17 protein-coding genes and 1 tRNA gene are annotated in these 22,496 nt (G+C 36.1%); 13 read left to right on the top strand and 5 right to left on the bottom strand.

Going from position 1 to position 22,496, the window contains the following annotated elements; genetic code table 11:
- Positions 1-4 precede the first annotated feature (4 nt).
- Positions 5-1,090, top strand: a complete 1,086-nt coding sequence (locus AAHH40_RS07050; RefSeq protein WP_342219964.1) for an undecaprenyldiphospho-muramoylpentapeptide beta-N-acetylglucosaminyltransferase — start codon at positions 5-7, stop codon at positions 1,088-1,090.
- 35 nt (positions 1,091-1,125) lie between these two features.
- Positions 1,126-2,424 (top strand): M20/M25/M40 family metallo-hydrolase, encoded by a 1,299-nt coding sequence (locus AAHH40_RS07045; RefSeq protein WP_342219963.1) that lies wholly within the window; start codon positions 1,126-1,128, stop codon positions 2,422-2,424.
- A gap of 18 nt (positions 2,425-2,442) precedes the next feature.
- Here AAHH40_RS07045 and AAHH40_RS07040 read toward each other — a convergent pair whose 3' ends face one another.
- The 3 genes from AAHH40_RS07040 to AAHH40_RS07030 form a co-directional block, all read right to left on the bottom strand.
- Positions 2,443-4,869 carry a translocation/assembly module TamB domain-containing protein gene (locus AAHH40_RS07040; RefSeq protein WP_342219962.1) on the bottom strand — a complete coding sequence of 809 codons (2,427 nt, stop codon included), beginning with the start codon at positions 4,867-4,869 and terminating at the stop codon, positions 2,443-2,445.
- Positions 4,866-6,569, bottom strand: a complete 1,704-nt coding sequence (locus AAHH40_RS07035; protein WP_342219961.1) for an autotransporter assembly complex family protein — start codon at positions 6,567-6,569, stop codon at positions 4,866-4,868. The genes AAHH40_RS07040 and AAHH40_RS07035 overlap by 4 nt, the downstream gene beginning before the upstream one ends.
- 185 nt (positions 6,570-6,754) lie before the next feature.
- A complete protein-coding gene (locus tag AAHH40_RS07030; RefSeq protein ID WP_342219960.1) occupies positions 6,755-7,822 on the bottom strand; it encodes a hypothetical protein in 1,068 nt (355 codons plus the stop codon).
- A gap of 290 nt (positions 7,823-8,112) precedes the next feature.
- On the opposite strand from AAHH40_RS07030, the gene AAHH40_RS07025 reads away from it, so the two are divergent.
- The 3 genes from AAHH40_RS07025 to hemC all read left to right on the top strand — a co-directional run bounded on the left by AAHH40_RS07025 (position 8,113) and on the right by hemC (position 11,231).
- On the top strand, positions 8,113-9,306 hold the full coding sequence (locus tag AAHH40_RS07025; protein WP_342219959.1) for a D-alanyl-D-alanine carboxypeptidase family protein: 1,194 nt from the start codon (positions 8,113-8,115) through the stop codon (positions 9,304-9,306).
- Between the two features lie 74 nt (positions 9,307-9,380).
- Positions 9,381-10,274 (top strand): acyltransferase, encoded by an 894-nt coding sequence (locus AAHH40_RS07020; RefSeq protein ID WP_342219958.1) that lies wholly within the window; start codon positions 9,381-9,383, stop codon positions 10,272-10,274.
- 15 nt (positions 10,275-10,289) lie between these two features.
- Positions 10,290-11,231 (top strand): hydroxymethylbilane synthase, encoded by a 942-nt coding sequence (gene hemC / locus AAHH40_RS07015; protein ID WP_342219957.1) that lies wholly within the window; start codon positions 10,290-10,292, stop codon positions 11,229-11,231.
- A gap of 44 nt (positions 11,232-11,275) precedes the next feature.
- Here the strand turns inward: hemC and nth are convergent, their stop codons facing one another.
- Both nth and AAHH40_RS07005 read right to left on the bottom strand, forming a co-directional pair.
- On the bottom strand, positions 11,276-11,914 hold the full coding sequence (nth, locus tag AAHH40_RS07010) for an endonuclease III (RefSeq protein WP_342219956.1): 639 nt from the start codon (positions 11,912-11,914) through the stop codon (positions 11,276-11,278).
- A gap of 60 nt (positions 11,915-11,974) precedes the next feature.
- Positions 11,975-12,625 (bottom strand): S24 family peptidase, encoded by a 651-nt coding sequence (locus tag AAHH40_RS07005; protein ID WP_342219954.1) that lies wholly within the window; start codon positions 12,623-12,625, stop codon positions 11,975-11,977.
- Positions 12,626-13,096: 471 nt separating this feature from the next.
- On the opposite strand from AAHH40_RS07005, the gene rpsO reads away from it, so the two are divergent.
- From rpsO to pyrB, 8 genes are all read left to right on the top strand, one after another.
- Positions 13,097-13,354 carry a 30S ribosomal protein S15 gene (rpsO, locus tag AAHH40_RS07000; RefSeq protein WP_342219953.1) on the top strand — a complete coding sequence of 86 codons (258 nt, stop codon included), beginning with the start codon at positions 13,097-13,099 and terminating at the stop codon, positions 13,352-13,354.
- A gap of 112 nt (positions 13,355-13,466) precedes the next feature.
- Positions 13,467-15,584 carry a polyribonucleotide nucleotidyltransferase gene (pnp, locus tag AAHH40_RS06995; RefSeq protein WP_342220816.1) on the top strand — a complete coding sequence of 706 codons (2,118 nt, stop codon included), beginning with the start codon at positions 13,467-13,469 and terminating at the stop codon, positions 15,582-15,584.
- Positions 15,581-15,970: a rhodanese-like domain-containing protein gene (locus AAHH40_RS06990; protein ID WP_425287960.1), complete on the top strand. Its 390-nt coding sequence runs from the start codon at positions 15,581-15,583 to the stop codon at positions 15,968-15,970. The genes pnp and AAHH40_RS06990 overlap by 4 nt, the downstream gene beginning before the upstream one ends.
- Positions 15,971-15,993: 23 nt before the next feature.
- A tRNA-Leu gene (locus AAHH40_RS06985) sits at positions 15,994-16,078 on the top strand.
- Between the two features lie 97 nt (positions 16,079-16,175).
- A complete protein-coding gene (locus AAHH40_RS06980) occupies positions 16,176-17,255 on the top strand; it encodes a hypothetical protein (RefSeq protein WP_342219952.1) in 1,080 nt (359 codons plus the stop codon).
- Positions 17,252-18,304 (top strand): glutamine-hydrolyzing carbamoyl-phosphate synthase small subunit, encoded by a 1,053-nt coding sequence (gene carA, locus AAHH40_RS06975; protein ID WP_342219951.1) that lies wholly within the window; start codon positions 17,252-17,254, stop codon positions 18,302-18,304. Before AAHH40_RS06980 ends, carA begins: the two co-directional genes overlap by 4 nt.
- 6 nt (positions 18,305-18,310) lie before the next feature.
- Positions 18,311-21,508: a carbamoyl-phosphate synthase (glutamine-hydrolyzing) large subunit gene (gene carB / locus AAHH40_RS06970; protein ID WP_342219950.1), complete on the top strand. Its 3,198-nt coding sequence runs from the start codon at positions 18,311-18,313 to the stop codon at positions 21,506-21,508.
- Between the two features lie 42 nt (positions 21,509-21,550).
- On the top strand, positions 21,551-22,474 hold the full coding sequence (gene pyrB, locus AAHH40_RS06965; RefSeq protein WP_342219949.1) for an aspartate carbamoyltransferase: 924 nt from the start codon (positions 21,551-21,553) through the stop codon (positions 22,472-22,474).
- Positions 22,475-22,496: the final 22 nt, after the last annotated feature.

The raw sequence follows: 22,496 nt of genomic DNA, 5'->3' as shown, positions 1-22,496 counted from the left end.
TGTTATGAAAAAAAAAATTAAGATTATTTTTACCGGCGGTGGCTCATCAGGACATGTTACGCCCAGTCTGCCTTTAATATCAGCTTTACAGAATAAAGGTATTGATATCTTTTATATCGGCTCTAAAAAGGGTATAGAACATACGTTGATTAAACCCTTAAAAATTCCTTATTATGCTATTACGACGGGTAAATTACATCGGTATTGGACATGGAAAAATCTATTAACACCTTTTCAATTATTGATAGGCACCATGCAAAGTTTGTTAATTTGCCGAAAAATTAAGCCTGATGTTATTTTTTCAAAAGGTGGTTTTGTTGCTTTGCCGGTCGTTATCGCAGCTAAATTAAATGGCATTCCTGTGGTGATTCACGAATCTGATTTAACTCCTGGTTTAGCCAATCGTCTCAGCTTTCCTTTTGCAAAATTGATTTGCATTACATTTCCTGAAACCGTTAAGTATTTTAAGAATACTTCTAAAGTATTATTGACAGGTATGCCTATTCGCGATTCTTTACTACATGGAAATCCAGAAAAAGGTTTAAAATTTTGTGGTTTTGCAGATAAACAAAAACCGGTTTTATTAATTATGGGGGGTGGTTTGGGTTCGACCGTTGTAAATGAATGTATTCGTCGTCTAATAAACCCCCTAACAGCAAAATTTCAAGTCATTCATATTTGCGGTAAAAATAAATCCGATCCTGCTTTTGCAGAAATTAAAGATTATAAACAATTCGAATACTTACAAGGTGAATTTGCTGATGTTCTAGCTAGTGCGGATTTAGTGATTAGCCGAGCGGGCGCAACCTCCATTTACGAGTTATTGGCCTTAAACAAACCAAATATTTTGTTACCCTTATCCAAAAAAGCGAGTCGAGGAGATCAAATTGACAACGCAAAATACTTTGCTCATCAAGGCTTAAGTAAGGTTATTTATTTTGAAGAATTTTCAGATGAGAAATTACTTAAGACACTGTTTGAAAGCTATGAAAATTTGGATCAGTTAAAATGTCAGTTAAGCCAATTCAACCCGCTCGATGCTACCCAAATAATTATTGATAAGCTACTATACTTTTCATACAATCGATAGGCTATTATTATCCTATATTACAATTATAAAATCATATGAAAGCATTTTTATTCATTATTTTATGTTCCCAGTTACTTTTTGCACACATAGTGAAAGCTCAGGCAACGCCCATAGAAACTCAAATAAAAGCTTACATTGCTAAGCAGCAATTAGAACAACTCTCATTATTAGAGAAATTGGTCAATATCAATAGTGGTACGGCTAATATTGTTGGTGTTCGTCAAATAGGAGAAATTTTAAGACCTCGCTTCGAGCAACTTGGTTTTAAGACCTATTGGGTTGAAGAACCAAGTTATATGCAACGAGCCGGAACTTTAGTTGCAGAACATCTAGGCGTAAAAGGGAAAAAGATATTAATAATTGGGCACCTTGATACAGTGTTTGCAAAGGAAAGCCTATTCCAGAAATTTGAACGTCACGGAGATAAAGCGACTGGACCCGGTGTAATCGATGATAAGGGCGGAGATGTAGTCATTCTTTATGCCTTAAAGTCATTGCAGGATGCTAATGTTTTGGGTGATATGAATATTACGATTGTCCTGACTGGAGATGAGGAGGATTCAGGAAAACCCACCAGTATTTCGAGAAAACCGTTATTTAAAGCAGCTCAGCAGAGTGATATCGCTTTAGGTTTTGAGTGGGTTACACTCCCCAATACGGTAACTATTGCCCGTCGTGGAGTTGATCACTGGCAACTAAATACGCAAGGTAATGGTGGCCATTCAATGGGAATATTTAAAAAATCTGCAGGTTATGGTGCTATTTTTGAGTTGACTCGCATTCTCGATACGACGCGTAATCAACTGGGCGCTGAAAAAGATTTAACTTTTAGTCCCGGACTGATATTAGCTGGGACTAGCCTTAATTATAATAAGGACAATTTTGGAGGTGAAGCTTTTGGAAAGGATAACAGAATTGCTAAAACCGCAATGGCTACAGGTGATTTACGCTTTATATCTCCTCAACAGGAGATTAGCGCAAAAGAGAATATCGCGAAGATAGTAAATCAACATTTATCGGGCACTACTGGGACCGTTACTTTTCAGGAAGGAATTCCAAGTATGCCCCCCACCGCTAATAATATTGAACTACTTAAAAAATATAGTGCAATTAGTATTAGCTTGGGTTACGGGCCCGTCTCGGCTCTAGATCCGGGCTTGCGGGGAGCCGCTGATATCTCTCATATTGCCGGGATTACGCAAGCTAATTTAGATGGTTTAGGTCCTGTTGGTACGGGTGCTCATTCGGAAAAAGAAACATTGGACATTAAGTCATTGCCTATACAGACGCAGAAAGCAGCTATCTTGTTGTATCGTTTAGCTTATGCTCATTGAGAAAAGGGAGGGTGTTTTCTAATGCTTTTCAAGTTTATAAAGTAAGTCTAAGCCATTAGCGAAGTTGCTACTGGTAGTTTGTAACGAAAAATTTTTATTTAAAAGATAATTTATTTCTAAAATACTGATTTGATCCAGCAAGCCTAGGCTATAAGAGATGTTAAGCTTTGGTGAAAGATTTTTGCCGACTATTAATGAAGCATTCTGTTGTAAGCTATTAGTCGTGGGATTAAAGATGGGTTTAGACCCGATAGTTAATTGATCTAAACCTATTTCCTGTTGCACTTTGCTAATAAGCTGACCAATATTATTTTTTTCACTTCCTAAATTGGTAGCGGCATTTAATAATAATTGCGTACTTGCGGCACTCAGTTGATTGCTGGCTTGGCCGGTAATTAAATAGGAGAGCATATCTAATTGCGATTTAATAATATTAGAAGGATCGGCGAATAGAATGATATGAGGATTTTGTAGTGTCCCTCTCACATGTAGGCCCACTTCTAACTGAGTCGGTATAGATTGAGAAGAAGACATTGCGGATTGAATAAAATTACTAGAGCCAAGCTTAGATTTAATATCAGTATCAATAGAGGTATCAGTGGTGGATATAGGCAAGATTAAAATATTTCGACTGGCCGTAATATTTACTATAGGATTATTAATGGGAGTATTGGCGAAATTTAATGAAGAATTAGATTTTAATTTTAAGCTTTGACCATAATAGCTATATTCACCTGGAAAAAGATTTAGTTGTCCTGTGGCTAATAATGGATGATCCGAATCTTGATTTATTGTAAGTGAACCCTTCAATTTAGTGTTAAGTCCCTGATATTGCAAATGAATATCATCACCGGCTTCTAATTTAATAGTATTTTTCAAAACAAAAGGGAAAGTAAAAGTTTTTTTCTTATCCCCCAGAAACACTATGTCATTAGACAATTCAATTAAATTATTATTTTTAGGATTAATTTTAATTCTAGCTTCTGGAAATAAGATATAACCATCCGTTTCAATTTGTTGAATATTGGCATGAATTTTTAATTTTGGCGTAGCAGTAATTTGATATTCTAGATTATGAATAATAGTGACATCTTTCCCTTGTAAATCGATTAATGTCAGTAAATTTGGTTTTAATAGATCGGTTGTAGTATGAAGCTCTAAGAATCCTTTTCCAGATTGAATTTGGCCAGTGCCTATTAAATTATTCTTATGGGTATGTAACTGATAGTTTATATTTTTTAAATTAAGTCCTAAATCAGGAATATCTAAGCTAGCTTGCCGAAGATTAAGCGTTAGATTAAATAGTGGCTTATTTATTAAACCTGAAATTTTCAATTGAGTATAAAAAGTTCCTTTATTATGTTTAACCTCAGGAAATAATTGGCTCAAAAAATTTAAATCTTTAAAGTTTAAATCAATGTTAGCATGTACCGGTTGTGTGGCTCTCAGCCACGAGCGTGCTTGATAATTCGGTAGTAATAGGTAAGCAAATAATTGGTTCGTATTTCCTTTAAATGTTTGTAGTGATGTTTCTAATCCATATTTCGATATATTACTGCTAATTTGTGTGTTAGGAATTATTATTTTTGGGAACTGTTCATTTTGAACTAATCTATTCAGTTTAAATTCAGATAAATTTCCTCGTAAAGAAAATGGTGATAAAGATCCAGATAATTTTAATTGTAATGGTGCAAGCTGAAATGATGTATTACTGAGCTGAGCAGCAGCTACATTAAAAAGCCATTTTTTATTTTCAGTATCTATATGCAATGCAGCTTGAATTTGTTCGAATTGCCATTTTTTCCATTCCAGATTTGTTTTCTCAAAAATTATATTAAATTCAGGCTGTTGAAAAATTCCGTTTATTTTGCCATGCAAAACTACTTTCCCTTTTAGATTGGGAATAGAGTTTGTCAGTTCATTAATATTTAACTGCCAATAAATATGCCATTGCTGTTGAATCGAGCCTTGTAATTCTATGTGTAGGTTGTCTGATTGAATATTCATTTGATAAATAACAGCAGAATCAAATTTTAAAAAGTGAAATATTTTTGGAATTTGAAAAGTTTTTTGCTGAGAAGGTGTTGATTTTTTTTGAATAGATTCCCGTTTTATAAAAAGATTTAAATTATCGATAAAAATTGGTCCTAAATTTAATTTTCCTTGTAATAACAAATCGCGCCAGTAACCTTCAAACTTCGCTTCAGAAATTGTGAGGTTAATATTGTTATTTTGATAAGTTAGTCCTTTCAGCTGAATTGGGCCTAACAATCGTCCATGTATAACGTTTATTTTTAATTGACCTGGCAGGAATTTTTTTCCGATCAATACAACCGTTTCTAGGCCTTTTTCTGTGTCTAGAACTATATAAGTACTTAATAAAAAAACACTGATTAATAAGCTTTTCAGTAACCATTTACAAAATAATTTCTTGTTATTTATCATAAGAAATCAAACCCCATCGTAAATTGAAATCTTATGGGGTGGCCAGGAAGATCCAAGGCTTTGCCAGCCGTAACTTCCATAGGTCCTAAAGGAGATGCCCAAACCAAGCCAATTCCTGATCCTTTTTGCAAATTAATGGGAAAATTGTTAACAGCATTCCCAGCATCAAAGAAAATGGCGCCATAAAAATTATTGATAAGACGGTGCTGATATTCGACACTTCCGGTCATTAAATAACGGGCAGGACCTAATGATTGATACGCATAGCCACGTACACTTTGACTACCTCCAGCATAAAAAAGCAAAGAAGGAGGAAAATTTTCCAGATTAGGAGTTAGTGTATAACCGACATTACCGCGAAACAGTAAGCGACTATTATCATCCCAGCTAAGAATATACTTTCCTTGTATTTCTGTTTGTAAAAAGCTGGTATTAGATAATAAATTTTTATCTGCACCTTGTAATCTAAAATTTAACTGATAGCCATGTAGCGCAAAAAACGGATTATCAAATTTACTATAGGATAAATTTATACCTGGAGTTAATAAATGCGAATTAATCTTAGGTTGATTGAGATAATTAAAGCGTTCAATTTGATAATTTAAAAATAAATTCCGTTTCCATCCTCTCCATTTATCTAGGCTGCTTATTCCCAATTGTTGGGTGGTAGTAGTTACTTGAGTGAGTTTTTTTCTGACAATAGCAAAATTAATATTATAATTATCAGTATTGGGATGTTTTCCAGGAATTGTGTAAGTTGTTTGTAGACTGTTTTGTATTTTAGATAATTGGCTTAAAATACTTAGACGGTGGCCCGCTTTATTTAGATAACGAGATTCCCAACCTAAAGTTCCACGAATACCCACATCCGTGCCATAGCCTATCCCTGCTGTATATTGCTGAGATTGACGAGGTGATAATATAAAATTAATAGGTAAATTTGTATTTTGTTTACTGATCAACGAATCAGGAATCGATACATTTTGAAAATACCCGCTTTTATTTAAATTATCTTGTAGTTTTAAAAGCCTTGTTGAAGAATAAGGATCACCCGATTTAAAGGGGATATAACGTTGTAATAAACTATTGTTAAGTATCGATTGCTGGAAAGTTATAGAACCAAAATAGTAACGTGGGCCGGTATTTAAAGTTAGGATGAGTTTTGCTGTGTAAGCTTGACGGTTAATTAAAATGGTATGTTTAGAATAATAGGCAGAAAGATAGCCTTCGGCAACAATCTTAGCGAGTAATTTTTGTTTTGCATCCTCATAGGCTTCACTATTAAAGATATCATCTCTATGTAATGGAAAATCAGCCATTAATTTTGTTATTTTTGGATCTGGGTTTGGACTGTCGACTGAAATTTTTAAAGTCGTGATTTTTAATGGGGGACCTACAGAAATTTGATATCTAGCATTCCAATTGGCGTCAATTTTTTTTAATGAATGTTTAATAGATGGCTTGAAATACCCATAAGCCGCCAATGACTGTTTAATCTCTGAGACAGAATGTTGATACCAGAATTGAACATCTTCAGTAGAGGGATCGACTAAGCTTTGCAGGCTAGTATCCAGACGTTGTTGAATAGGACCGATAAGGTCTTGATTGAGGCCCTGCATTTGATAAGCTACACGAGGATATTCTGCATACCCTAAAGGGATAAAAAGGATATTTAACAGTGCTAAGCTAGCTATAGCCAATTTTATTTTTCTTATCATATTAGGTTAAATAAATACCTAATATGAGACGATAAGTAAAGTCTATAAGCCTAGAAATGTCTTATAAAGCATTATTTTATGTGGTTTTATGATTTTCTGGGAAAATAATCACTTATTCTATACTAAAATATAACACAAGATAGATTTGTAATGAAAAAGCTTACAAATTATCTTTGAGAGTATTGAAAATATTGTTTTGTAGCTTGGATTAGATCTTCCGTATCGCCTACTGCTCTAAAAAATGATTGGCATGCCTGATTTGGAATGGATAATTCACCCCTATCATTTGAAGTTATTTTTGTTTCAAGTTCGTCCAGGAAATCAATTTTAGCTTGGCGTTTTGGTTCTTCAGGCCAAAAACGTTCAAAAAAGCTGTTTTTAGAGCTTGTTATTTGCTGTTGAAGACGGCACTTTTTACTTTCAATTTCTTCAAGAAGAAAGGTTTTATTTTGTTCTTGATTCCCAGTTAATTTTGACCAACGAAATTCACGGTGATAATAGTTAGAATGTTGATTTTTTGAGAGGATAGATAATTCTTCATCAGAGAATGATGCAAGTAATGAATCTGAATCCTCAAAATTTTCAGAGTTCTCATCTCTTAGGTCAGGATCGACAGTTGGATAGACAGGAGGATTTTTAAAGTTTCGATAAATTGCAAAAAAAGTTGTAAGCATAAGCAGTGTTGCGGCTGCTATACCTGCGGTTGCTAGAATAGTAGCAGCCAAATAGGGAGCTACTACCATGGTTAAAATAATACCGGCAACGACTATACCCCCTATAGTGCTCGCAATAAAATTATTTATAGTATTATTTCTATGCAATGTTCTAGCATGTGAATTTTTTTCTGATTTAAGCCAATGGTAAGCATTAAAAACTGATAAACCAAGGTGATAAACGACACTGGAGCCGACGGCAGTTAGAAATAAACCTTGTACAAAAATTAGACTAAGTCCAGCAAAAACGGCCGTGAAAACCAATGCGGCTTTAATTGGAGCATGAATTAAGTCAAAGGTTTTACCTAAATTCTTATTTTTAGCGCGGGCAAAATGATAAAGAGCAAACAAGCTCGCTATGGCATCAGGTATAATAACCAGTGGAAACAAAATGGGAGCAAGAATTTTCTCAAAGATCGATCCTATTTGATAAATGTTTGATTTAAAAATAAAGATAGTGCTGAGTATTGCGTTTTGGAAGAAAGAATTGGCGGATTCGGATATTCTTAAGTGTTTACTCATTCTTTACCTGCAAATTTCTTATTGAAAATAGCTTTTATTCCAATTATTGGCTGTCAAGCCAGCCGCACTTTACCTTAAACTAGAGCGAAAATAAAGTTTAAAGCAAAAAAAACTACTCGATTAAATTTTTGGTGAAACCGTTATTATCCTATAAATAATTAACTATTTGCAGTATATTATTAAATCACTAAAATGACTTATAGGCTTTTTTATCTGGACTTATATTAAAAGCTAATATTAGTATATAACCGAAACTGCATTACTTCTAAACTGTATAAGGCGTTTACATCATGTTTAAGCGATATCCACTGTGTTTTACTTTCATATTCTTAATAGCGGGGCTATTCGGCTCAGTATGCAAAGCTGACCCAGTGATACCTATAACAGCTCCCGCTGCCGCACAACCTACATTGACACCGATTGCTCCTAGCGTAAATGCTAAAGCTTACCTATTGATGGATGCTTATAGCGGTAAGGTTTTAGCAAGTGAAAATATTGACGAGCGTGTAGCGCCTGCCAGTTTAACCAAAATGATGACTTCCTACGTTGTGTCGGTGGCTTTGCAACAAGGTCATATACATCCGACTGATTTAGTAACCATTAGTGAAGCCGCTTGGAAAACAGGTGGTTCGAAAATGTTCGTTAAGGTCGGTGATAAGGTTAGTGTGCAAGACTTAATGCAAGGCATGATAGTTGATTCTGGTAATGATGCCTGTGTGGCCATGGCAGAGTACGTCGCAGGAAGTCAGGAGTCTTTTGTTAATTTAATGAATCAGCAAGCAGCAAGACTGGGTATGACAAATACTCATTTTATTGATGTAGATGGATTACCCGATCCTAATCATTATTCCACTGCACGTGATATGTCCATTTTGGCGCGCGCATTAATCCTTGATTTTCCTGAGGATTATAAATGGTACTCGCAAAAATGGTTTTCTTACAACGGAATTAAACAACCCAATCGCAATCGTTTGTTATGGCGTGACCCTGATGTAGATGGAATTAAAACTGGGCATACCAATGAAGCAGGTTTTTGTTTAGCTGCTTCAGGTCAAAAAAACGGTTTGCGTTTAATTACCATTGTTATGGGTGCACCTTCGGATGAAATGCGTGCGCAAGATAGCCAAAAATTACTGACTTATGGTTTTCGTTTTTTTGAATCGCATAAGTTATATAATGCAGGGGTTAATTTGGCCACAACGAGGGTTTGGTTTGCACAACGGCCTCAAATTAAAGTTGGTTTAGCGCAAGATCTTTATGCAACGCTTCCACTCGGTTCAAATAAAAAACCTGCAACGACTATGACTTTTAATCCCAATTTAAAAGCACCGATTAATAAAGGCGAGGTCATTGGTCAAATCAATATCGTATTAAATGATAAATCTGTTGCGTCTGCTCCACTCATTGCATTGGAAAGTTTATCAAAAGCTGGACTATGGCGTAGCTTAGTCGATCGTACCAATTTACTACTCAATAAGATTTAAGTTTTTTAGAAAAGCTAGTCAATTCAAGTGCGAAGAGTATATGTGCACTTAATGGGAGTGTGCGAAATATATTTATGAACAATTTGTTTAAGTTCTTAAGAGCTGGGCTCACGGCGACTTTGTATCTTGCTATTCTTACTGTTTGGTTTATTCCGTTAGCGATAGTGGGTTTATTGCGATTTATTATTCCTCTAAAAAAATGGCGACAATTTACCAAAAAATTAATGGAGCTTTTACATGCGGTTTGGTTACGCAGTAATTATTTTCTTTTAAAATGGATAACTCATACTAAATGGGAGATCAAAGGATTAGATCAGTTGCATTATAAAGAATGGTATTTACTGGTTTCTAATCATCAATCCTGGGCAGATATACTTATTTTGCAGTCTATTTTTAGCAGTAAAATTCCCCCTTTGAAATTTTTTCTTAAAAAGGAGTTACTTTGGACTTTGCCGATAGCAAGCTGGGCATGTTGGTTATTAGATTTCCCATTTATGCATCGATATAGCAAGGCCAAACTAACCAAGCATCCTGAACTTAAAAATAAGGATATTGAAGAAACTAAAAAAGCTAGCGCCAAGTTCAAAATTATACCCACTACCGTTGCTAATTTTGTTGAAGGGACTCGGTTTTCACAGCAAAAAAGAGAATTACAAGCATCTCCGTATGAATATTTACTACGCCCTAAAGCAGCGGGTATGGCTTTTAGCCTTGCTGTTTTGGGTAATTTTTTTCATAAAATTCTTAACGTCACCATTATTTATCCTCCTCATCACGCTAACTTATTAGATTTCTTATCAGGAAATATAGAAAAAATAATCGTTGAGGTAGAAACAATACCTATTACTAAAGATTGGTTAGGTGATTATGAAAATGACCGTCAATATCGCATATACTTTCAAAAAAAACTGAACGAACTATGGGAAAGAAAAGATCAGCTTATCAAAACTCAATTGCAAAATTTTTAATATTTGGGGCGAGTTTTGAATAGCAAAAAACTATTACGTATCGCTACTCGAAAAAGTCCCCTGGCCTATTGGCAAGCCAATACAATTAAAGAACAAATAGAAAAGCTTTTTCCATATTTAACGATTAGTTTGCTTCCTTTGCTTACAGAAGGAGATAGGCAACAAAATAGTTCTTTAAGCAAATTAGGTGGTAAAGGTCTATTTGTTAAGGAATTAGAAGGAGCTTTACTTAGTCATCAGGCAGATATCGCCGTACATTCTATGAAGGATCTGCCGATGGATTTAGAAGCAGGTTTATTATTAGGAGCCATTTGTAAGCGGGAAGATCCTCGCGATGTATTAATTTCAAGATTTGCACAACCTTTGGCACAATTATCATCAGGATCCTATGTTGGTACTTCGAGCTTACGTCGCCAATCGCAATTATTGGCTTTGCGTCCTGATTTACAAGTGAAAGTATTAAGGGGGAATGTAGGAACCCGTTTAGACAAATTGGCTGTAGGTGAATTTGACGCGATAATTTTAGCCGCCGCAGGACTAATACGTTTAAAAAAAAGGGATTGCATTAGTGAATATTTAGAAACCAAGAGTTTTCTGCCTGCGCCAGGTCAAGGTGCTTTAGGGATTGAATGCCGTGCAGATGATAGAGAAAGCCTGGCAATTATTTCTAAATTGACACATCTGGATACCTATTATTGTGTGTTAGCTGAACGAGCTTTAAGCCGAGAACTCGGTGGCAGCTGCCAAGTGCCTATAGCGGCTTATGCAACTACGTTGGGTCATGGTCGACTAAGTTTGCGGGCGTTAGTTGGAAATCTAGAGGGTACTAAACTCATTAAAGTAGAAAAACAAGGGTCTATTGTCGATGCAGAAAAAATCGGATTTTTAGCGGCACAGAGTTTGCGCGATCTGGGAGCTGAAGAAATTCTGAAAGGAATTTTAAATATGGATTCTTAGAACTCTAATTATTCACAATATAGTGAGGGTTTAAAAGGCTTAAATTATTTAAGTTCAGTTTTGTGAGGATATTCACAAAGATCTCGAATGATACAGTCAGGGCATTTAGGCTTGCGAGCTAAACAAATATAACGCCCATGTAATACTAGCCAATGATGAGCGTTTTTTAAATATTTTTTAGGGACGACTTTTAGTAAAGTTTTCTCAACCGCTAAAGGCGTTTTTCCTGGTGCTAGACCGGTTCTATTACATACTCGGAAGATATGTGTATCAACGGCAATAGTGGGCTGATGAAAAATAGTATTAAGAATGACGTTAGCTGTTTTACGTCCAACACCAGGTAGACTTTCCAGTGCCTCACGATTATTAGGAACTTTCCCTTGATATTGCTCCAGCAAAATTTTACAAGTTTTTATAATATTTTTTGCCTTAGTATTGTATAAGCCAATAGTTTTTATATACTTTTTTAAGCCAGATAAACCCAATCCAGCTATTTTTTTTGGTGTATTTGCCCTAATAAATAAAATTCGGGCCGCCCGATTAACTGACTTATCTGTTGCTTGAGCGGAAAGAATAACCGCAATTAATAGTTCAAAAGGTGAGGAATAAATTAATTCTGTTGTTGGGTGAGGATTGTAAGCATGAAAACGTTGAAAAATAGCCGTACGCTTTTTTTGATTCATGACAATATTTTAGTATAAAAAATCAGATTTTAAAGTGTTATACAGATTGCACAAAGAAGTTTATTTTTTCTTTTTAAAATCCATTCTTGATTGAACCATGACACCCAAAAATCGATGAGGCTTATCTAATAGCAAAGTTTTGAAATCAGTATTGAGAGGTTTAAGAATAGTATGCCCCCCATCAATTAAAATTTGTTTAAAATTGGGTAAATCATGTCCTTCAATATGAACAATAGCAAAGTCAAGACTATTTGGTTTTAGATCAGGATCTATAAGGAGTATAGTTCCCTCTGGAAAACGAGGTTCCATTGTAGTATCTCTAGCAGAAACGGCATAAGCGTGCTGACTCATGTCAATATCGGTAGAAACCGTCGGCAAGGGGGCTAATTTTTCAGTAAAATTAGGCCAATGTAGCACTTGCGGCCAGGTAAGCAATGGAATTTGCCGCCAACCTTGGGCGTCAGGATTAAAAGTGCCTGGAATCCGATCAGCTGATATGGGCTCATCGCCAATGAGTTGACTGATAGAGATAGCAAAAAAATTGGCAATCGGGCTTAAAGTAGCGACTTTGGGATTATCAGTTTCTCCTGAGCAAATTCGATGTACTACAGGTTGTCCCACCCCCGTGCGTCGTGCTAGTTCCGATTCATTAATTCCCAACTCACTCATTAATCCTTTAAGAATTTTGCTCATGCTACTAGTAGTTTTCATATCATTTTCACTTATTAATTAGCGGTAATTTTACCTGTCCATGCTGATAATTTCCAACGCTGACAAACGAGTCCAAAATAGCCGTCAGCGGCGGGTGGGTATTCTAACATGACACAGCACTTATACTAAATAATGATGCGATTTACAGTGCAAGCTGCACACAGTAAATTTTTGCATACCATAGAATCCCGGTCGAAGGGGCTTTTTATTTTTCACATAAATTAAAATTTTTAAAAAAACCGTTAAACCTAAATAGCCAGCATAAAGATTAAATGAACGAATAGTGTTTAAATATTAAAGTGATACAGGGATGAATATGTAAGCATTTTGCTGACACTTATGAATGGCTCCTGTAACTAGGAAGATTAGCGATATTTAACTATTGTAAGGATAATTTGAGAAAATATTCCTTGTCAGTTGCAGGGATTATGCATAGAATAGCGGGTTCATTTATAAGAGGTAAAAGGTTTTATGTTGGCTAAAAATGAAATATTGGCTAAATATCAACGTTCTCCAGTTGATACAGGATCCCCAGAGGTTCAGATTGCTTTATTATCTGGGGCTATCGAACAGCTAAATGGCCATTTTCAGGTTCATAAGAAGGATAATCATTCACGACAAGGTTTATTGAAGAAAGTAGCTTTGCGTCGTAAATTATTAAAATATTTCAAAGGCGTTAATTTACAGGGTTATTTGACCCTGATTAAACAACTCGGCTTGCGTGGTTAAGTCGGGGATTCATATTCTTCAAACTATCGTTGAAGAACATTTTATTCGTACCAATGGGCGGTAATTTTCGCCCATTTGTTTTTTTTGAGGGAATGTAAGCGTGTCAACTTTAATTAATTCTATAAAGAAAGTCGTTCAGTTTGGTTCGCAGGAAATAACTTTAGAAACTGGATCAGTTGCGCGTCAAGCGACGGCATCTGTTCTTGTAAGCTTGAATGGCACAACCGTTTTAGTAACCGTTGTGGGTAACAAACAACCATCAGGTGAAGAAAGAGACTTTTTTCCACTGACTGTTCAATATCAAGAACGTACATATGCAGCAGGTCGAATTCCAGGTGGGTATTTTAAACGTGAAGGTCGACCCACGGAAAAAGAAATTTTAACTTCACGCTTAATTGATAGGCCAATAAGACCTCTGTTTCCTGAAGGGTTTTATAATGAAGTGCAAATTGTTGCGACTGTTTTATCTTCAAATCCGGATATTAACGCAGATATTCCTGCATTAATTGGTGCTTCTGCCGCCTTAAGCTTATCAGGTCTTCCTTTTAAAGGCCCGATAGCGGCTGTAAGAGTAGGTTATTCGGAAGGACAATACATTTTAAACCCAAGTTTCAAGCAACTTGAAACATCAGATTTAGATTTAGTCGTTGCAGGTACAGACAAAGCCGTCTTAATGGTGGAGTCTCAAGCGGCTGAGCTTACTGAAGAAATTATGTTGAATGCCATTTTGTTTGGACACCAACAAATGCAAGGGGTTATTCAAGCTATTAAAGAACTTGCAGCAGAAGCGGGTAAAACCACTTGGGATGTAAAAAATGCAACTTCTGGCTTGGATGTCGGCGTGGAACAAGAAATGATTCAATCCATCGAGGCTTCCTTAATTGAAGCTTATCAAGTTCCGGAAAAGCTTGAGCGTAAAATAAAATTGGATAAATTAAAAGAGAGTTTTATTTCGCAATGGCTAGATGAAGAAAAAGGAATTACCACGAAAGCTGTTCAGTTACTCCTAGCAAATTTAGAAGAAAGAATAGTGCGTGGGCGTATTTTATCAGGTGAAGCACGCATTGATGGACGTGATAAGATAACCGTTCGTCCTATTACTATTCAGCCAGGATTTTTACCACGCACACATGGTTCGGCTTTATTTACTAGAGGCGAGACCCAAGCGTTAGTTGTAACTACCTTAGGCACGGATAGGGATGCCCAAACAGTAGAAGCCTTAGATGGAGAAGGACGTGAAACATTTATGCTTCATTATAACTTTCCTCCTTATAGCGTGGGCGAAACCGGCCAAATGGGAAGCCCAAAACGCCGTGAAATTGGACATGGTAATTTAGCGAAACGTGCTTTACGTGCAGTGTTACCAAGCGAATCCGATTTTCCTTATGTATTACGTGTTGTTTCAGAAATTACCGAGTCAAACGGTTCTAGCTCTATGGCAACAGTCTGTGGTGCAAGTATAGCTTTAATGGACGCTGGCGTACCTTTAAAAAAGCATGTAGCAGGTATCGCCATGGGCCTAATAAAAGAAGGCGATCAGTTTGCGGTATTAACCGATATTTTAGGCGATGAAGATCATTTGGGAGATATGGATTTTAAAGTTGCAGGTACCATAGACGGTGTTACTGCATTGCAAATGGATATTAAAATTGACGGTATTACAGAAGAAATTCTGCAAGTGGCATTAAATCAAGCAAAAGAAGGTCGTCTTCATATATTGAGTATTATGCAAGAAACTTTGGCTGAGCCACGCATAGAAGTTTCTCCTTACGCTCCGCGTATCACCACTTTAAAAATAAATCCTGAAAAAATACGTGATTTAATAGGAAAAGGTGGGGCGACAATTCGCGCTATTACTGAAGAAACAGGAACCTTAATCGATATTAGTGATGATGGTGTCGTTCGAATTTCGACATCTGATTTACAAGCATGCCAAAATGCAATAGAACGTATTAAAAAAGTAACTGCAGAAGTGGAAGTAGGCCGTACTTATGAAGGCGCAATCGTTAAACTAACCGATTTTGGTGCGTTTGTTAACGTATTACCTGGCCGTGATGGTTTAGTGCATATTTCACAAATTTCTAAAGAACGAGTTGAGCAAGTGAGTGATGTATTAAGCGAAGGCCAAATTGTCAAAGTCAAAGTTTTAGAGATAGATAGGCAGGGCCGAATTCGTTTAACTATGAAAGATATAGAAGCAGAAGAAATGGAGAACGAAATACATTCGTGATCAATCATAAGCAGCATACATCAGGCTTTATAAAATTAGTTAATAAAATAAAACCTCAGATAAAAGAGCTGGCAGTTGCTGATTTAAATAAAAAAATTAACGATCGACACTCTTTTTATTTGATTGATGTACGTGAGTGCGATGAGTTTCAACAAGGATCTATTGCTCATGCAATCCCTCTTAGTAAGGGGATCATTGAGCGTGATATTGAGAAATACATTCCAGATTTTGAAGTAGAGATTGTTGTTTATTGTAGCGGCGGTTTTCGATCTTGCTTAGTGGCAGATAATTTACAAAAAATGGGTTATCGCCAGGTTGCCTCTCTACAAGGCGGCTTGCGAGCTTGGTTAGAAGCAGGTTATCCACTTATCAAAATGCACAAATAATGTCTGCGTCTAGATAGAAGTTTGCCGAGATGGTGAAATTGGTAGACACGCAAGTTTCAGGTACTTGTGGGGCAACCCTTGGAGGTTCGAGTCCTCTTCTCGGCACCAATTAAAGTACACTCTTACCAAGAAACATTTTTATAAAAAACTTGGTATTTTGTGGGAAATCGGTTTAAATAGTCGAAATTATTTTTAGCCATATCGCATGTTGAGCGTTTCATCGCCTCTCTATGACATTAATAAAACTTTTGAAGAAAACTTCAGTAATCCCTCTTTTCCGTCAATAAAACCACAGACTCGAATTTGGCCAGCCAGAAGTCAATGGATTTCTTTATTAGGCTATTCTTTAGCCTCAAAAATCGGTGCAGCGGCATGCGCTGTAACAACCGGTAAAGGTATTGCATTATTAGCCCAACTAGGTTTTGACGTATTAACCTACAAAACAATACGTCGCCAAGCATATCCTACCCATCCATTACCTAATGTTGTTCATCTCGAATGCGAAAAATCATTGGATTATTCTGATTTAAAAGAGGTTCTTTTTACCAAGGATAAACTTGAAAAAATAAGTGACAAAATTGCTATTAGCAATTCCTTTGGCAATGGGTGTTTGGAACCTATGATAGTTATGCAAGACATAGCTTTTGCAAAAAACTCTTTAGCAGAAGGTCAGGTGTTGATTGTGTCGGTTTATGGTGAAGGAGATTCACTGCAATCAATGTCACAAGATTTTGCCACAGCCGCGTTAATGGCTAAAGAAGCAGGTGCCGATATTATTGAGTTAAATTTTTCATGTCCCAATTTAATTAAGTCAGGAGAACCTCTTTATTGGAGTATTGAATATATTTCGCAAATAACAGCCTGCGTTGCAAAATGCGTACGTGATACTCCTATACTACTAAAATTAGGTTTGCTTCATGAGCATCAGTCCCCACTTAATTTATTAATTTCTGCGGCACGTGCTGGAGCAAGTGGTATTAGTGCTATCAATTCAGTTAGTATGCGTGTATTAAATAAAAGTCATTGCCCTGCATTTGGAAAAAGAATTTATAGTGGGGTTTCCGGTTATCCAATCCGCCATTTAGCATTGCAATGTGTTAAAAAATTAGTTCAAATTAATCAAACTGAAAAATTAAATTTAGTTATTTTGGGTATGGGTGGTATCACTATTCCTGAGCATTTTAATGAATTTTTAAATGTAGGTGCAGATATTGCCCTTTCGGCAACAGGTATGATGTGGAATCCTTATCTTGCTGTGCAATTTCACCAACAAACGAGATCATGAAAAAACTAGTTCCAGCACAATTAATATTAAAAACAGGTGAAAGCTTTATGGGATATATTTCATCAAGCCAAACAACTGAAGTTTCCGGTGAAGTTATATTTAATACAGGCATGTTAGGTTATGTGGAATCCTTAACAGACCCTTCTTATGCGGGGCAGATTTTATGTTTTACTTATCCCTTGATAGGAAATTATGGGGTTTCTGCACCAAATACTTGGGAGTCTAATAAAATTCAAGTTAAAGGCGTGATTATTTCTGAACTAGCAGCATTTTATTCAAATCATACTGCGCAACGTTCTTTATCAAATTGGTTAGAAACTGAAAGTATCCCTTTTATTACGGGTGTCGATACGCGGGCTTTAACACATTGCTTAAGAGTAAATGGGGTAACACCGGGAATTATTACTCGATTAAATAAACCACGAGATAGTTTTATTGAATTTGAAGCTATCGATTGGGTAAAACAAGTAACCATTACCGAGCCTTTTCACTACGGTGAAGGTAGAAAAAAAATAATTGTTGTAGATTGCGGCCTTAAGGAAAATATTTTGCGTTGTTTACTAAAATTTCCATTAAAAATTAAACGAGTTCCTTATGATTATGATTATAGTCAGGAAGACTATGATGGAGTTTTTATCTCCAATGGTCCAGGTGATCCGCAATTATGTAAAAAAACCGTAGCTATCCTAAGAAAGGCTTTAGCAAAAAAGAAGCCCTGTTTTGGGATTTGTTTGGGGACACAATTAATGGCTTTAGCAGTCGGTGCCAAAACCTATAAGTTAATTTTTGGTCATCGTTCTCAAAATCAACCCTGTATTTATTTACCTACACAGCAATGCTATTTGACTTCACAAAATCATGGTTATGCTGTGAATGAAAAAACACTTCCTAAGGATTGGCGAGTATTATTTCGAAATTTAAATGATGGAACGGTTGCAGGGATTGAACACAAGAAAGACCCTTTTTTCTCCGTACAATTTCATCCCGAGGCTGCGCCTGGGCCCATGGATACACAATGGTTATTTGAACGTTTTTATCGCATGTTATAAAAAATTATGAAAATACAACGGTACACGGGTAAGAAAATTCTGATTTTAGGTTCTGGTGGTTTACGAATAGGCCAGGCAGGAGAGTTTGATTATTCCGGTTCACAGGCCATTAAAGCATTAAAGGAAGAAAAAATCACTTCGGTATTAATAAACCCGAATATAGCTACCATACAAACAGATGCAAATTTGGCTGATGAAATTTATTTGCAACCATTAAATTTTGATACCGTGAAGCGGATTATTATCAAAGAAAAACCAGATGGAATATTACTAGGTGTTGGTGGACAAACTGCGCTTAATTTAGGTTTAGATCTAGAAGAAAGAGGAATATTAAAAAAATATAAAGTAGCTGTCTTAGGCACATCTGTTGCATCGATATGCCAAACAGAAGACAGAGATCTTTTTAAGGTGGCTTTAGCGAAGCTAAAAATTAAAACACCACTTAGTTTTGCAGTTAAAACAGTTGCCGAAGCGTTGAAGGCAGCAGAAAAAATCGGTTATCCCATCATGCTGCGTTCAGGGTTTTCTCTAGGAGGATTAGGTTCTGGGAAAATTACACATCGAGAAATACTTGAACAGCGCGCTCAGGAAAGTTTAGCCACCGCTCCGCAAATTTTAATAGAAGAATATTTATTCGGATGGAAGGAATTTGAGTATGAAATTGTTCGTGATCAACGAGGAAATGCATTAACTATTTGTAATATGGAGAATATGGATGCAATGGGCATCCATACCGGAGAAAGTATCGTTGTAGCGCCCGCACAGACCTTGAGTAATGAACAACACCAATTATTGCGCAATATGGCTTTGCAAGTTGCTGAACATTTTAACATTATCGGTGAATGTAATATTCAATTTGCTGTTAACCCTAAAAATGGCGATTACCGAGTTATAGAAATGAATGCACGTTTGTCGCGATCCAGTGCATTAGCCTCTAAAGCTACAGGCTATCCATTAGCATTCATTGCGACTAAATTAGCGCTGGGCTATCAGTTGTGCGAAATAAAAAATAGTGTCACTCAGGTAACGAGTGCTTATTTTGAACCGGCATTGGATTATATTGTAGTAAAAATTCCGCGTTGGGATACACATAAATTAAAAGCGGCTGAAAGAACGATTGGTACTGAAATGAAGAGTGTGGGAGAAGTAATGGCAATTGGTCGTTCTTTTCCTGAAGCATTACAGAAAGCAGTGGGTATGTTAAATAAAGGGGCAACTTGCTTAATGGATTATCCAGAAAAAATCGATAATCCACGCAAAGAAATACGATTTGCCACCGATAGACGCTTATTTGCTTTATATCAATTTTTTAAAAATGGCGGCTCTGTTCTACAAGCTGAACGTTTATCACAAATTAATTTTTGGTTTTTGGCACAAATACACCAGCTCACAGAATTAGAAAGGCAATTGAATCTTCCTAAGTTGGATAAAAATCTTTTACGTCAATTAAAACAAGCTGGTTTTTCAGATAGTTTTATTGCTAAAACAAAAAATAAGTCGGTAAAACAAGTTCGAGCTTTACGTTTAAAATATGGTATTACGCCTTTTGTGAAGCAAATTGATACGTTGGCAGGGGAATTTGCCGCGCAAACGAATTATCTCTATCTAAGTTATCATGCGATTGAACATGATATTTGTCCTGCTAAGCAGCGGCCTATCATTGTATTGGGTTCAGGGCCTTACTCGATAGGATCATCTGTCGAGTTCGATTGGTGTGCGGTTAATACTGCGCAGACTTTACGTCGTTTAAATGAAACCGCCATTATTATCAACTCAAACCCCGAAACTGTTTCTACAGATTATGATGAATCGGATCGATTGTATTTCGAACAGCTTACCTTTGAACGCGTACAAGATATTGTGGATTTTGAATCAGCAAAGGGCATTATTGTTTCAGTAGGAGGACAGATTGCTAATAATTTAGCCATCCCTTTAGCCAAAGAAGGCTATCAATTATTGGGTACCGATCCAATCTTTATTGATTATGCTGAAAACCGAGAAAAATTTTCTGCTTTATTAAATACACTTAATGTTGATCAACCCGCTTGGGAAAGAATTACGAGCTTGAGTAAAGCAAAAGCCTTTGCAGCTAAAGTGGGTTATCCAGTATTAATTAGACCTTCTTATATTTTGTCTGGTTCCGCAATGAATGTGGTTTTTGATCCCGAATCTCTAGATCAGCATTTACAAGCGGCTGCGCATGTTTCACAAGATCATCCAGTGGTGATATCTAAATTTGTTCAAGAAGCAAAAGAATTAGAGATAGACGGGGTTGCTAAACAGGGTGATATTGTTATCGAAGCTATTTCAGAACATATCGAGAACGCCGGTGTTCATTCTGGAGATGCGACGGTTGTGTTGCCCCCACAGAAATTGTATTTAGAAACCATACGCCGTACTAAAAACATAGCTCGTAAAATTGTTAAGGCTTTACATATTACTGGTCCGTTTAATATCCAATTTATTGCCAAAAATAATGATATTCAGGTTATTGAATGTAATTTACGCGCATCGCGTTCTTTTCCGTTTGTTTCTAAAGTAACCGGCCATAATTTCATACAAATAGCAACCGAAGTGATGCTGAATAAGCACCAAGCAAAACATTACGAAACTTTAGAACTTGATTATGTGGGTGTCAAAGCGGCACAATTTTCTTATAGTCGTTTAAAAGGTTCTAATCCAGTCGCTCAGGTTGAAATGGCATCCACAGGTGAAGTGGCGTGTATCGCAGAGGATTTAATAGAAGCTTTTTATAAAGCATGGTTGGCAACGGATCAAAATATCATCGAAAAGAAATTGTTATTAAGTGTTGCAGATAGCTATAAAATTAAGCTTTTACCTTGGATCAAACAACTTGACGATCAAGGCTGGCTTATTTATAGCACAGAAGGAACTCACCAGTTTTTATCTCAGCATGGTATAGCGTCTTATTTTGTTAACAAAACGAGTGAAGCAAAAAAACCTAATATTAGAGATTTAATTACCCAACGTAAAATAGGAGCAATTATTAACATACCCAGTTCTATGACAGGCTTACAGCAAACAGATGGTTTTTTAATTCGTCGTTTAGCTATTGATCATCATATTCCTTTAATTACAAATGCTCAGATCGCACAGATAATTTTGCAATGTTTAGTCAGTTTGTGGGGTAAAGAATTGCCAGTAGAATCTTGGCAAAGTTTGGTTCTAAAAAAGAATGAATAAAAATGATACTCTTCGCTATAGTTAATTAAATGTGAGTGAATTATGTCTAAAGTATTGGGTAAAAAAGATATTATATCAATTCGTGATCTTTCTTTAGTAGAAGTAAGCCATATATTAAATCTCGCCAAAAAATTTAAGAAAAATTTACCTAAAAAGTATTTGCTTGATAAAATAATTGCCCACTGTTTTTTTGAACCTTCGACTCGCACCCGTTTATCATTTGAGACAGCTACCTTACGCTTGGGAGGGCAAGTCATTGGCTTTTCTGGCAGTGAAAATACTTCTATCAAAAAGGGTGAAGATTTACAAGATACCATCAAAACGATTTCTTGTTATGCCGATCTTATTGTAATTCGACATCCACTCGAGGGCTCGGCACGTTTAGCAGCAAAGATTTCTGATAAACCAATTATTAATGCGGGAGATGGCGCGAATCAACATCCTACGCAAGCCCTAGCCGATTTATTCACACTACAAGAAATGCAAGGAAATTTGGAAGGATTATCGATAGCATTGGTAGGAGATTTAAAATATGGACGAACCGTACATTCTTTAGTGCAGTTATGCGCTTTGTTTAACATGAGATTGTTTTTAATTTCGCCTTTGTTATTAACCTTGCCGGAAGTAATTTGCGATGAATTAAAACATAAAGGAATTCGGTTTTCTTTTCACGCAAGTCTGGATGAAGTGATTTCTAAAATTGATGTTTTATATATGACTCGGTTACAGCAAGAAAGATTTACTCAATCAGAGCATCAGCTATTTGAAGATCAATATGTTTTAACTCCAGATAAGTTAAAAAAAGTTAAAACTAATTTGAATATTTTACATCCTTTGCCGCGTGGGCGTGAGATAGATAAAGCTATTGATGAAACCCCTTATGCTTTATATTTTAAACAAGTTGTCAATGCAATTTATATCAGACAAGCGATTTTATCGTTACTACTTGATAAGGTAACGCTTTAAATGATTTTTTTGGATTAAACTT

It is taken from the genome of Rickettsiella endosymbiont of Miltochrista miniata, assembly GCF_964031245.1.
In the GTDB taxonomy this organism is placed as follows: domain Bacteria; phylum Pseudomonadota; class Gammaproteobacteria; order Diplorickettsiales; family Diplorickettsiaceae; genus Aquirickettsiella.
The sequence above is the reverse complement of the archived record's forward strand: the minus strand, read 5'-3'. Positions and strand labels throughout refer to the sequence as shown.

Coding starts and splice junctions, on each gene's coding strand:
- AAHH40_RS07030 (WP_342219960.1), bottom strand. CDS start 7,822: ATGAGTAAACACTTAAGAATATCCGAATCCGCCAATTCTTTCTTCCAA.
- AAHH40_RS07005 (WP_342219954.1), bottom strand. CDS start 12,625: ATGAAAACTACTAGTAGCATGAGCAAAATTCTTAAAGGATTAATGAGT.
- nth (WP_342219956.1), bottom strand. CDS start 11,914: ATGAATCAAAAAAAGCGTACGGCTATTTTTCAACGTTTTCATGCTTAC.
- carB (WP_342219950.1), top strand. CDS start 18,311: ATGAAAATACAACGGTACACGGGTAAGAAAATTCTGATTTTAGGTTCT.
- AAHH40_RS07025 (WP_342219959.1), top strand. CDS start 8,113: ATGTTTAAGCGATATCCACTGTGTTTTACTTTCATATTCTTAATAGCG.
- AAHH40_RS07040 (WP_342219962.1), bottom strand. CDS start 4,869: ATGATAAATAACAAGAAATTATTTTGTAAATGGTTACTGAAAAGCTTA.
- AAHH40_RS06980 (WP_342219952.1), top strand. CDS start 16,176: ATGTTGAGCGTTTCATCGCCTCTCTATGACATTAATAAAACTTTTGAA.
- AAHH40_RS07045 (WP_342219963.1), top strand. CDS start 1,126: ATGAAAGCATTTTTATTCATTATTTTATGTTCCCAGTTACTTTTTGCA.
- pyrB (WP_342219949.1), top strand. CDS start 21,551: ATGTCTAAAGTATTGGGTAAAAAAGATATTATATCAATTCGTGATCTT.
- AAHH40_RS07050 (WP_342219964.1), top strand. CDS start 5: ATGAAAAAAAAAATTAAGATTATTTTTACCGGCGGTGGCTCATCAGGA.
- carA (WP_342219951.1), top strand. CDS start 17,252: ATGAAAAAACTAGTTCCAGCACAATTAATATTAAAAACAGGTGAAAGC.
- rpsO (WP_342219953.1), top strand. CDS start 13,097: ATGTTGGCTAAAAATGAAATATTGGCTAAATATCAACGTTCTCCAGTT.
- AAHH40_RS07020 (WP_342219958.1), top strand. CDS start 9,381: ATGAACAATTTGTTTAAGTTCTTAAGAGCTGGGCTCACGGCGACTTTG.